Origin of the sequence: Bacillus sp. SN32 (genome assembly GCF_002837495.1) — a bacterium.
Lineage (GTDB): Bacteria > Bacillota > Bacilli > Bacillales > Bacillaceae > Bacillus > Bacillus subtilis.
This window is the reverse complement of sequence record NZ_PJCT01000002.1, coordinates 253,458-265,969: the sequence shown is the minus strand read 5'-3', so window position 1 is coordinate 265,969 and position 12,512 is coordinate 253,458. Positions and strand designations below refer to the sequence as shown.

Annotated in this window: 9 protein-coding genes; 5 read left to right on the top strand and 4 right to left on the bottom strand. The window is 44.7% G+C overall.

The annotated features are described in order from the left end of the window. Positions 1-50: 50 nt before the first annotated feature. A complete protein-coding gene (locus CW370_RS09760; protein WP_024573317.1) occupies positions 51-485 on the bottom strand; it encodes a hypothetical protein in 435 nt (144 codons plus the stop codon). A 578-nt stretch (positions 486-1,063) separates the two neighbouring features. Here CW370_RS09760 and helD point away from each other — a divergent pair. The 4 genes from helD to CW370_RS09740 all read left to right on the top strand — a co-directional run bounded on the left by helD (position 1,064) and on the right by CW370_RS09740 (position 9,384). Next, on the top strand, positions 1,064-3,388 hold the full coding sequence (gene helD, locus CW370_RS09755; RefSeq protein ID WP_029946403.1) for a DNA helicase IV: 2,325 nt from the start codon (positions 1,064-1,066) through the stop codon (positions 3,386-3,388). Positions 3,389-3,558: 170 nt separating this feature from the next. Then, the gene (locus tag CW370_RS09750; RefSeq protein ID WP_101169600.1) at positions 3,559-5,376 is read left to right on the top strand and encodes an assimilatory sulfite reductase (NADPH) flavoprotein subunit; all 1,818 of its coding nucleotides are present in this window, start codon (positions 3,559-3,561) and stop codon (positions 5,374-5,376) included. Positions 5,377-5,401: 25 nt separating this feature from the next. Then, positions 5,402-7,117 carry an assimilatory sulfite reductase (NADPH) hemoprotein subunit gene (gene cysI, locus CW370_RS09745; RefSeq protein ID WP_029946327.1) on the top strand — a complete coding sequence of 572 codons (1,716 nt, stop codon included), beginning with the start codon at positions 5,402-5,404 and terminating at the stop codon, positions 7,115-7,117. A gap of 254 nt (positions 7,118-7,371) precedes the next feature. Continuing rightward, a complete protein-coding gene (locus tag CW370_RS09740; protein WP_015714699.1) occupies positions 7,372-9,384 on the top strand; it encodes a Na+/H+ antiporter in 2,013 nt (670 codons plus the stop codon). Positions 9,385-9,430: 46 nt separating this feature from the next. Here CW370_RS09740 and yvgO read toward each other — a convergent pair whose 3' ends face one another. Continuing rightward, positions 9,431-9,916 (bottom strand): stress response protein YvgO, encoded by a 486-nt coding sequence (yvgO, locus tag CW370_RS09735; protein WP_014480858.1) that lies wholly within the window; start codon positions 9,914-9,916, stop codon positions 9,431-9,433. Positions 9,917-10,138: 222 nt separating this feature from the next. On the opposite strand from yvgO, the gene pgoN reads away from it, so the two are divergent. Further along, positions 10,139-10,969 carry a glyoxal/methylglyoxal reductase gene (gene pgoN / locus CW370_RS09730; protein ID WP_015483687.1) on the top strand — a complete coding sequence of 277 codons (831 nt, stop codon included), beginning with the start codon at positions 10,139-10,141 and terminating at the stop codon, positions 10,967-10,969. 30 nt (positions 10,970-10,999) lie between these two features. Here pgoN and modB read toward each other — a convergent pair whose 3' ends face one another. Together modB and modA are read right to left on the bottom strand one after the other, a co-directional pair. Next, positions 11,000-11,692, bottom strand: a complete 693-nt coding sequence (gene modB, locus CW370_RS09725; RefSeq protein ID WP_154217723.1) for a molybdate ABC transporter permease subunit — start codon at positions 11,690-11,692, stop codon at positions 11,000-11,002. Continuing rightward, on the bottom strand, positions 11,664-12,449 hold the full coding sequence (gene modA / locus CW370_RS09720; protein ID WP_024572857.1) for a molybdate ABC transporter substrate-binding protein: 786 nt from the start codon (positions 12,447-12,449) through the stop codon (positions 11,664-11,666). Before modA ends, modB begins: the two co-directional genes overlap by 29 nt. Positions 12,450-12,512: the final 63 nt, after the last annotated feature.

Sequence of the window (12,512 nt, the reverse complement as noted above, 5' to 3'; positions counted from 1 at the left end):
ATAAAAAGTCCTTTTCAAATGCTGACCGCGCAGAGCAAAGCTATTTGAAATTAATAGGTAGCCCAAAAGGTATAGCTGATGGTTTTTTTAGTTCCTGTGTTAGTGAATTTGAATCTGTATTTTGTTTTGTAGCTTTTAGAAGCTTGTTTGTAACTTAAATTTGTAGAGCCTTTTTTTGTTGCATAAAAAGTTTTAACATTTTTCCAGCCTTTATTTGTCTTTTGTTGCAGAGTTGCTGTAATTTTCCCGCTGCCTGATCCGTTTGCTGTAATGTTGGCCCAAGTTCCTTGTCCTGGATAATAAATATGAAAAGTTGGCGAGTAAGTATAGTTTTTAAATGAGCCCGAATGATAATGAGTACTCCATATTTGACCTTTTTTAACCCAATCTTTAGCTTCCGCTTTGTTGTTTACTAGGTCAATAGCCGTAAAACTTGTTAGGGCTACGACGAATGCCAGCAACATCATAGATAGCTTTTTCTTCACTGAGTATTTCCTCCTAACTAATTCTGGTTCTTTCTTCATGTTCATATCATAAACCGAGAGAAATAATGTAACATCGTCCTATTATCCCAAATGAAAAACTTTAATTTGTTGAAATATGTCGAAATTAGATGAAAAATGACTATTTTACTGCGACTATAGATACGATAGCAGAGATGTAGTTGCTTTATGGAAGATGACAATAACAGCCAGTTTAGTCATTCTTCACGTTAGATGAACAGACAAACACGGTAAAGCTCTGCGGTGTTTTTAAAATGAAAAAGATATATTATATCGAGGATTGAATGGAATAAGGAATCGATACTGATGAAAGAGAAGATTCGCAACCTAAGAAAAGCACGTCCAACAGTGATCAATGTGAAATCATAAGAGAAAAAACCGATTTCGAGTTGAAATCGGTTTTTTCTGCATATAAATAACCCAAACCTTGATTGATATTGGGTGAATGTGCTAAGATAAATTGTATTTGCCAGTTTTCATCATATATTTAATATATGTATCCAATTATATTTTACAGTATTTCATCTATGTTTGTCAACTATTTTCTGGAGGTGCCGTTCATGAATCAGCAGGATAAGGAATGGAAGGAAGAGCAGTCGAGAATAGATGAGGTGCTGAAGGAGCTCGAAAAAAAAGAGCGGTTTCTGGAAACGTCTGCGGGCGGGTTGAAGCATGATATCATCGGATTAAGAAAAAGCTTTTGGGAAGATGTTAAGGTTAATTTTGATGATGCCCATGAAGCGATTGAAACGATGGCAAGCATTAAGCAGCAGGCAGAGCTGCTGTCTGATCGGGAACAGAATCATCGGCGCATGGATCAGCAGCTCAAACGAATTCATCAATTAAAAAAATCGCCTTATTTCGGCCGGATTGATTTTATTGAAAACGGCGAGGAGCAGGCAGAGCGAATTTATATCGGTTTAGCTTCCTGTTTGGATGAGAAGGAGGAACACTTTCTGATTTATGACTGGAGGGCGCCGATATCAAGTTTGTACTACAATTATTCCCCAGGAAAAGCGGAGTACGAGGTGCCCGGTGAAACGATAGAAGGGGAAATGGTGCTGAAACGCCAGTTTATGATCAAAAACGGCACTCTCAAGGCGATGTTTAATACCGATATGACGATTGGCGATGAAATGCTGCAAGAGGTATTAAGCCAGCACTCCGATACCCAAATGAAAAACATCGTGTCTACGATTCAGAAAGAACAAAATCAGATTATCCGTAATGAAAAAAGCAAGATCCTGATCGTGCAGGGAGCGGCTGGCAGCGGGAAAACATCGGCTGCGCTTCAGCGTGTCGCTTATTTGTTATACAGGCACCGCGGCGTCATTGATGCCGGACAAATCGTTTTGTTTTCTCCCAACTTCTTATTTAACAGCTATGTATCCTCTGTTTTGCCTGAGTTAGGAGAAGAGAATATGGAGCAGGCGACGTTTCAGGAATATATCGAGCATCGTCTTGGCCGCAAGTTCAAATGTGAAAGCGCCTTTGATCAGCTCGAATATTGCCTGACCGAAACTAAGGAAGGCGATTTTCCAACAAGGCTTGCGGGAATCACATGGAAGGCGGGTTTATCCTTTCAGCAATTCATTAATGAATACGTCACACGGCTTTCCTCTGAAGGGATGATTTTTAAAAATATTATATTCCGCGGACAAAAGCTGATCACAAAGGAGCAAATTCAATCCTATTTTTACTCATTGGATCAAAATCACTCCATTCCGAATCGGATGGAGCAAACCGCGAAGTGGCTGCTGAGTGAGCTTAACAAGCTTGAGAAAAAGGAACGGCGAAAGGATTGGGTTGTTCATGAAGCTGAGCTGCTTGACAAAGAGGACTACTTGGACGTGTACAAAAAACTGCAGGAAAGGAAACGGTTCAGCGAGAGTACGTTTAACGATTATCAAAGAGAGCAGCAGCTGCTTGCCGCCATCATTGTGAAAAAAGCTTTCAAACCGCTCAAACAGGCGGTCAGACTCCTTGCATTTCTTGATGTTACACAACTTTATTTGCAATTGTTTTCTGGCTGGGGAGGAAAATTTCAGCATGAGAAGATGGACGCGATAGGTGAGCTGACCCGTTCGGCATTTACGGATAATAAATTGCTCTATGAGGACGCAGCACCGTTTCTTTATATGCAGGATCTGATTGAGGGCAGAAAGAAAAATACGAAGATCAAACATCTATTTATTGACGAAGCCCAGGACTATTCACCGTTTCAGATGGTTTACATGAGAAGCATTTTTCCGGCTGCCAGCATGACAGTGCTCGGTGATATCAATCAGTCCATCTACGCGCATACCATACACGGGGATCAGCGTATGGATGCGTGCTTTGAGGATGAGCCTGCTGAGTATGTTCGTTTAAAGAGAACATACAGATCAACAAGGCAGATTGTCGAGTTTACCAAAGCGATGCTTCAAGATGGAGCGGATATTGAGCCGTTTAATAGAAGCGGGGAAATGCCGCTCGTTGTCAAAACTGAAGGACATGAGAGCCTTTGCCAAAAGCTCGCGCAAGAAATTGGCCGGCTCAAGAAAAAAGGGCACGAAACAATAGCCGTCATCTGCAAGACTGCGCAGCAATGCATACAGGCGCACGCCCACATGAGTGAATATACAGATGTTCGCCTGATTCATAAAGAAAATCAACCATTTCAAAAGGGTGTTTGCGTGATTCCGGTGTATTTAGCGAAGGGAATTGAATTTGACGCAGTGCTTGTCTATGATGCATCTGAAGAACACTATCATACAGAGCACGACCGCAGGCTTTTATATACTGCGTGCACCCGTGCGATGCACATGCTGGCGGTATTTTATACAGGTGAAGCCAGTCCGTTTGTAACCGCTGTGCCGCCTCACTTATATCAGATGGCTGAATGAAGAGAAGGGAGTCCTTCTCTTTTTTCTATTTACATGAAGCATAGCCGTTTTATCATTAGGATTCTTAATAGTTATCATCATGTAAATATATTTTACTTAAGCCTAGTATTCCGGTAAAGTTCAATTAGATGCAATTTTCGATCAGTTTATAACTTTGTGAGGTGGATACGTTGCAACTTCAGGTAATGAACAGTCCGTTTAATCAGGAGCAGGCAGAGCTCCTTAACCGCCTTCTGCCAACCTTGACCGAATCCCAGAAAATCTGGCTGAGCGGATATTTATCCGCTCAATCTGTTTCCGCCCAAGAAGCTGCGGGTGCGCCGGCTGCAGCTGTGTCTGCGGAAGCACCGGCACCGGCCGTTTCAAAAGAAGTGACCGTTCTTTATGGTTCACAGACGGGAAACGCACAGGGGCTTGCGGAAAATGCCGGCAAGCAGCTTGAACAGAGCGGTTTTCAAGTGACCGTCTCATCCATGAGCGATTTTAAGCCGAATCAGCTGAAGAAAGTAAACAATCTTTTAATCGTCGTCAGTACGCATGGAGAAGGTGAGCCGCCTGATAACGCGCTGTCGTTTCACGAATTTCTGCACGGAAGACGGGCGCCTAAGCTTGAAGATCTGCGCTTTTCCGTTTTGGCGCTTGGTGACAGTTCGTACGAATTTTTCTGCCAGACAGGGAAAGAATTTGATCAGCGCTTAGAAGAACTCGGCGGAAAACGGATTTCTCCGCGCGTTGATTGCGATCTTGACTATGATGAACCGGCAGCCGAATGGCTTGAGGGGGTATTGAAGGGATTAAATGAAGCTGGGGGCGGAAGCGCCGCGCCTGCGCCGGCGGCTGCGTCTCAAACCGGTGAGTCTTCGTATTCCAGAACAAACCCGTTTCGGGCTGAAGTATTAGAAAATTTAAATTTAAACGGCAGAGGATCAAATAAAGAAACACGCCATGTGGAGCTGTCTCTTGAAGGATCTGGCCTGACTTACGAGCCTGGTGACAGCCTCGGCGTCTATCCGGAAAACGATCCGGAACTTGTCGAGCTGCTCCTTAAGGAAATGAATTGGGACCCGGAAGAAATTGTGACGCTTAATAAGCAAGGTGATGTCCGTCCGCTGAAAGAAGCGCTGATTTCTCACTATGAGATTACCGTTCTCACAAAACCGCTTCTTGAACAGGCAGCCCAGCTGACAGGGAACGATGAGCTTAGAGAGCTTTTAGCCCCGGGAAATGAGGAGAATGTAAAAGCCTATATTGAAGGGCGCGATTTGCTTGATCTTGTCCGTGACTATGGCCCATTTAGTGTATCTGCACAGGAGTTTGTCTCGATTTTGAGAAAAATGCCTGCCCGCCTTTATTCGATTGCAAGCAGTTTATCCGCAAATCCGGATGAAGTGCATTTAACAATCGGCGCAGTCCGCTACGATGCGCATGGCCGTGAACGAAAAGGCGTCTGCTCGATTTTGTGCGCGGAACGTCTGCAGCCGGGAGACACACTGCCGGTTTATGTACAGCACAATCAAAACTTTAAGCTTCCGAAAGACCCTGAAACACCGATTATCATGGTGGGCCCTGGGACAGGCGTCGCACCTTTCCGTTCCTTTATGCAGGAGCGTGAGGAGACGGGAGCGGAAGGAAAGGCATGGATGTTCTTTGGCGATCAGCGCTTTGTCACGGATTTCCTTTACCAGACAGAGTGGCAGAATTGGCTTAAAGACGGTGTGCTGACAAAAATGGATGTGGCGTTCTCACGTGATACGGAAGAAAAAGTTTATGTGCAGCACCGCATGCTCGAACATAGCGCAGAATTGTTTGAATGGCTTCAAGAAGGAGCGGCTGTTTACATTTGCGGAGATGAAAAGCACATGGCGCATGACGTCCATCACACATTGCTTGAAATTATCGAAAAAGAAGGCAATATGAGCCGCGAAGAAGCGGAGGCTTATCTTGCCGATATGCAGCAGCAAAAACGCTATCAGCGTGATGTATACTGATTTGATTTGAAAGGAGTTTTTCAACATGGTGACCAAAATTTTAAAAGCACCGGACGGCTCTCCAAGTGATGTTGAACGCATTAAAAAAGAAAGTGATTATTTGCGCGGCACGCTGAAAGAAGTGATGCTCGATCGAATCAGTGCCGGAATTCCGGATGATGACAACCGCCTGATGAAACACCACGGCAGTTATTTGCAGGATGACCGAGATCTTCGAAATGAACGCCAAAAGCAGAAGCTTGAGCCCGCATATCAGTTCATGCTGCGCGTGCGTATGCCAGGGGGCGTCTCAACGCCTGAACAATGGCTTGTCATGGATGATCTGTCCCAGAAATACGGGAACGGCACATTAAAATTGACGACACGTGAAACGTTCCAAATGCACGGGATTCTGAAATGGAACATGAAGAAAACCATTCAGACGATCCACTCAGCACTTTTGGATACGATCGCAGCCTGCGGAGACGTAAACCGTAACGTCATGTGTGCATCAAACCCTTATCAATCTGAAATCCACTCAGAGGTATACGAGTGGTCTAAAAAATTAAGTGATGATCTGCTGCCGCGGACGAGAGCATATCATGAAATTTGGCTTGATGAAGAAAGAGTTGCCGGCACGCCGGAGGAAGAAGTCGAGCCAATGTACGGACCGCTCTATCTGCCGCGGAAGTTTAAAATCGGTATTGCCGTTCCGCCGTCTAATGATATTGACGTCTTTTCACAAGATCTCGGATTCATTGCGATTGTCGAGGATGGCAAGCTGATCGGTTTTAACGTGGCGATCGGCGGCGGTATGGGAATGACGCATGGCGATACTGCGACATATCCGCAATTAGCCAAGGTCATCGGATTCTGCCGGCCCGATCAAATGTATGACGTTGCTGAAAAAACGATTACGATTCAGCGTGATTACGGCAACCGTTCTGTCCGTAAAAATGCGCGGTTCAAATACACAGTTGACCGCCTAGGTTTAGAAAACGTAAAAGAAGAATTGGAAAACCGTCTCGGCTGGAGCCTGGAAGAAGCGAAGCCTTATCATTTCGATCATAACGGCGACCGCTACGGCTGGGTGGAAGGCATCGAGGATAAATGGCATTTCACGCTGTTTGTCGAAGGCGGCCGTATAACGGATTACGATGATTATAAGCTGATGACAGGCTTGCGGGAAATTGCCAAAGTTCATACAGGCGAGTTCCGGCTGACAGCCAATCAGAACTTAATGATTGCGAACGTTTCAAGCGATAAAAAAGAAGAAATCAGTGCTTTAATTGAACAATACGGACTAACTGACGGCAAGCACCATTCAGCGCTCCGCCGCAGCTCGATGGCGTGCGTCGCTCTTCCGACCTGCGGATTGGCAATGGCTGAAGCAGAACGTTATTTGCCGACCCTGTTAGATAAGATTGAAGAGATTATTGACGAAAACGGCCTTCGTGATCAGGAAATCACCATTCGCATGACAGGTTGTCCGAACGGCTGTGCACGTCATGCACTCGGTGAGATCGGATTTATCGGAAAGGCGCCGGGCAAATATAATATGTATCTTGGCGCTGCGTTTGACGGAAGCCGTTTAAGCAAAATGTACCGTGAAAACATCGGTGAAGCAGACATTTTAAGCGAGCTGCGCATCCTTCTTTCCCGCTATGCGAAAGAACGCGAGGAAGGCGAGCATTTCGGTGACTTTGTCATCCGCGCGGGCATTATTAAAGCAACAACTGACGGTACGAATTTTCATGATTGAGAAAGAAAGACGAGAGACAGGGAGTAGCTTCCTGTCTCTTTTTTCTGTAATTTGCTCTTCTGCAAAAAAGTTCACTGTGAGCATATCATGAGAAAAAATACCCTAAAAAGGGTACTATAAAAGAAGACAAGTGTGGAGAGAACTCCTGCGAAACCACATAGCGGATGCAAGGCCACCCTAGCTCAAGGGCTTTTAGACAAACAGATTTTTTGGCTCATCATGCCGACACACAACAGACGAAGGAGGTCATGCATTTGGACATATTTTTAGTTGTGCTCGTATTATTAACGATTATTGCGATTTCTAATATCGTGAACCGGTTTATTCCGTTTATTCCGGTGCCGCTGATTCAAGTGGCTCTTGGGATTCTTGCCGCCTCATTTCCACAGGGACTTCATTTTGAATTAAACACCGAATTGTTTTTTGTTCTGTTTATCGCCCCTCTGCTATTTAATGATGGAAAGAGGACACCGCGGGCAGAGCTTTGGAATTTAAGGGCTCCGATTTTATTGCTTGCACTCGGCCTTGTATTTGCGACTGTGATTGTAGGCGGCTACACGATTCACTGGATGATTCCTGCTATTCCGCTGGCAGCGGCCTTTGGACTTGCGGCCATTCTTTCACCGACTGATGTCGTCGCTGTCAGCGCATTATCAGGAAGAGTGAAAATGCCAAAAGGGATTCTTCGCCTGCTGGAAGGTGAGGGGCTGATGAATGACGCATCAGGTCTGGTGGCCTTTAAGTTTGCGATTGCAGCGGCAGTGACTGGTGCATTTTCATTAGCACAAGCGGCTGTCAGCTTTGTCTTTATTTCTCTCGGAGGCTTGCTGTGCGGGGTTGTCATTTCATTTTTGATTATTCGTTTTCGCCTATTTCTGCGCCGCCTTGGCATGCAGGATGTCACGATGCATATGCTGATTCAAATTCTGACGCCGTTTGTGATTTATTTGGCAGCTGAAGAAATCGGCGTTTCCGGCATTTTAGCTGTTGTGGCTGGCGGTATTACCCATGCGGTTGAACAGGATCGTCTGGAATCTACGATGATCAAGCTGCAAATCGTCTCCTCAAGTACGTGGAACATTATTTTATTTATTTTGAACGGCCTGGTCTTCGTTATTCTCGGCACGCAAATCCCTGATGTTATTTCTGTTATCTTTAACGACACTGCCATCAGCAACATGAAGGTGATCGGCTATATCCTAGTCATCACATTTACATTAATGCTCCTTAGATTCCTGTGGGTGCTGTTCTTCTGGAACGGCAAATGGTTCTTTAATAAAGATCAGAACATCTATAAACCGGGTCTTCGTTCGACGCTGTTAATTTCGATTTCCGGTGTGCGTGGAGCAGTAACGCTTGCGGGTTCTTTTTCTATTCCGTATTTCCTGGAGGACGGCACGCCGTTTCCGGAAAGAAATCTGATTCTCTTTTTAGCAGCCGGCGTCATTTTATGCACGCTTGTCATTGCCACCGTTGTGCTGCCAATTCTGACTGAAAAAGAAGAAGAGGACGAGGAACGAAATAAGAAGCTGCTGACGGCGAGACGCAAGTTGATCAAAACAGCCCTTCAAACGATTAAAGAGGACATGAATGAGACAAACAAAACGGCCTCTCTTGCGGTGATAGCTGAATACAATGAGAAAATGAAAAATCTTCGTTTTCAGCAGTATACATCATCTAATCGCATTAAGAAGCACGAGCGAAAAGTCCGTGCGCAGGGGGTTAAGGCTGAGCAAGAGGCGCTGATGAAAATGCTGGAGCGGGGAGACATCCCGGAAGAAACAGCAAATGTGCTGCAAGAACGATTTAACGAGTTGGAAATTTTGTATGCGAACCCGTTTAAAGTCGGATTATCAAAAACAAGGCTCAAGCGGCTGATGTATTGGATTTTCTTCGGTGAACATAAAAAGCCGGAGATGTCGATTTTAAATGAAGCGGGATTGATACGGGCAACAAGAGTGAAAACGGCAAAAGCAGCGATAGAATATCTGGAAAAACATAAGACGGAAGAGCATAAAGAAGTGTTTTTATCTGTCATTACATTCTATAAGCAGTTAATTTTCAGGCTGGAGCACAGCCATCATGAGCTGAAATCAAGCGCCCATTTTGAAAATCAGAAGCTGGAAGTGAAGCTGAAGGCTGTGCAGGCGATCAGAAATGAAATTCAAACGCTCTTCGAAGAGAGGGAAATTTCCCGGGACATTTCCCATGAGCTTCGCCAATACATTAATGATGTCGAAGCCGCCATGCTTGAAGGCGGCGAATAAATGCAGCAAAAAAGCTGGTGCGTTAGAGCACCAGCTTTTTTCTATATTAAGGGCGATGAAATGCGACAGTGCTGCCATCCCGGTCGAACCAGCCTCTGAAGGCCCAGTTGATCCAGCCGCCATCGCCTTTGTTTGTAAAGGTTCCGTCTTCAAATACCCAAATGCCATACGTAATGCCGTCGTAAACGGCTGAGCCGTAAAATTGCACACCGTTCAAATGATCTTCATATTCCTGGCTTAAATTAAAGACCATGACGTTATATTTTTGGCCGGACGCGTAGAAGGAAGACTCCATGAGGTTTTTCACAAAGCCATCCCTATTCTGTGCGGATTTGATGGCATCAGCGATCTGGTTGGCAATTCCAAGTACATCCAGATTGACGTTTAAACCTACATCAGCGGCAGTTGTTCCAGCAGCAGTTGTCTGCGACATCTTCGGAGCAGGATTTTCTTCAGCGGAAGCAAAGGACAAAGGGGCAATTGTCAAAGCGGCACCAAGAGCAAGTGTCATTGGGATACGAATACGTTTCAAGTTGTTTCCTCCTTTGTTTTCATTTGGTTACACTACACGCATACCCTGCTCAATGTATTTGTAATCTCAATATTGTTAAAATAGGAAAAAAATAGTGTTTGAATTTGCCTGTGCTGTGAAAAAAGAAGCAAAAAGAGGGTCTTAAGCGTATTATTGGTATCGGCTGAGAGGAATGTGAGATAATATAGACGCTTACATTTCAGTGAAAGGGTGGATGTTCAAGTGCCAACAAGTTTAAAAGATACTGTAAAGTTACATAACGGAGTTGAAATGCCTTGGTTCGGTCTGGGTGTTTTTAAAGTAGAAAATGGTAATGAAGCGACTGAATCAGTGAAAGCGGCAATTAAAAATGGTTATCGCAGTATTGATACAGCAGCGATCTACAAAAATGAAGAAGGCGTTGGCATCGGGATTAAAGAATCCGGTGTGGCAAGAGAAGAGCTCTTCATCACATCAAAAGTGTGGAATGAAGATCAAGGCTACGAAACAACGCTTGCTGCCTTTGAAAAAAGCCTGGAAAGATTACAGCTTGATTACTTAGATTTATATTTGATCCATTGGCCTGGCAAAGATAAATATAAAGATACATGGCGCGCGCTTGAAAAGCTGTACAAAGACGGCAAAATCCGCGCGATCGGCGTCAGCAACTTCCAAGTTCATCATTTAGAAGAGCTGTTGAAAGATGCTGAAATCAAACCGATGGTGAACCAAGTTGAGTTTCACCCTCGCTTGACGCAAAAAGAATTAAGAGATTACTGCAAAGCGCAAGGCATTCAGCTGGAAGCGTGGTCTCCGCTCATGCAGGGACAGCTTTTGGATAACGAAGTGCTGACACAGATTGCTGAAAAACACAATAAATCTGTGGCTCAAGTGATTTTGCGCTGGGATCTGCAGCATGAAGTTGTAACCATTCCAAAATCCATTAAAGAACACCGTATCATCGAAAACGCTGATATTTTTGATTTCGAATTGTCTCAAGAAGACATGGACAAAATTGACGCATTAAATAAAGATGAGCGTGTCGGCCCAAATCCTGATGAGCTTCTGTTTTAATCAAAAAACTCCCCGTTACGGGGAGTTTTTTTAGTGCGTTTTTTTCTGTTGAATGAAAAACAGCATCAAAAAGGAAATGACAACAATACAGACGACCCACGCCCAGGCAAGAGTATTGTTGCCGGAATCCAATGCGACATATATCGCCGTCGGCAGTGTTTGCGTAACACCGGGGATGTTCCCTGCAAACATGAGTGTTGCGCCAAATTCTCCGAGCGCCCGCGCAAGGCTGAGGATGCTTCCGGTCAGCAATGAAGGATAGGCAAGCGGGACGGAGATATGGATAAACACCTTCCATCTGCTAGCGCCGTCTACCATTGCCGCACCTTGTATATCGGGGTCAATGTCAGCAAATCCGGTTTTGGCTGATTGATACATGAGCGGAAAGGCTACAACAGCCGAGGCGATCACAGCGGCCCACCAGGTGAAAATGACAGGCTGCTGGAAGATCCACTCGATGGCTTGTCCGATGAAGCTGTGCTTTCCGAAAATGACGATCAAAATAAAACCGACAACAGTAGGCGGAAGAACGAGCGGAAGCATAAAACATGTTTCGAGTGCCGTTTTTCCAAAAAATGATGCCCGTGACATCCATGCTCCAGCAAGTGTTCCGAGAATAATGACAGCAATTCCGGCAACTGCCGCCACCTGAAAGGAAAGCACAACGGGTGTGAAAAATTCTGAAGCGCTTATGCTACTCGGCAGTAAAGCCATATTTCTCAAATACTTTCATTGCTTCATCAGATTGCAGGTATTCGTAAAATTCCTTCGCTTCCTTACGGTGTTTTGTATCTTTTACGATTCCTAACGGATAGACAATTGGGCTGTGAGTATCTGCTTTTGCCTCGTCGATAATGTTGACCTTTTTCGAGACCAGGGCATCTGTTTTATAAACAATACCTGCGTCTACATTGCCGGTTTCAACATAAGAAAGAACTTGGCGAACGTCTTTTCCATACACAATTTTATCCTTCACTTTGTCCCATAAAGACAGCTTTGTCAGTGATTCTTTCCCATAAGCTCCTGCCGGTACGGATTCCGGAGTGCCGAGAGCGATTTTTTCTGATTCAGCCAGATTGCTGAAGCTTGTCACGGGTGAATCTCCGTTTTTCGGTACGACCAGCACAATTTCATTACCGACTAAATCAGTGCTGTCTTTTTTTGCGATATCTCCATCATCCACCAGCTTTTTAAATTTATCCTCAGCAGCTGAGAAGAACAGATCGGCTCCTGCTCCTTGAGAAATCTGTTTTTGCAAGGCGCCGGATGAGCCATAGTTATCTTGGATGGTAATATTTTGATGTTCTTTTTCATAATTTTTTTGGATTTCCTCAAGTGCATCCTGCGCGCTGGCGGCAGCTGAGATGGTTAACGTTACTTTTTTCTCGCTGCTGTCCGTTGAAGAGTGGTTTGAAGAACAGCCTGCTGCAAGCAGAAAAGCAGTTAAGGCTGCGATGAAAATAGAATACTTCTTAAACATGATTGCACCCCTTATCATTAGATATAACTAATTATAACTGATTATGTTTGGTTTATGTGGGTT

Coding starts and splice junctions, on each gene's coding strand:
- helD (WP_029946403.1), top strand. CDS start 1,064: ATGAATCAGCAGGATAAGGAATGGAAGGAAGAGCAGTCGAGAATAGAT.
- modA (WP_024572857.1), bottom strand. CDS start 12,449: ATGTTTAAGAAGTATTCTATTTTCATCGCAGCCTTAACTGCTTTTCTG.
- cysI (WP_029946327.1), top strand. CDS start 5,402: ATGGTGACCAAAATTTTAAAAGCACCGGACGGCTCTCCAAGTGATGTT.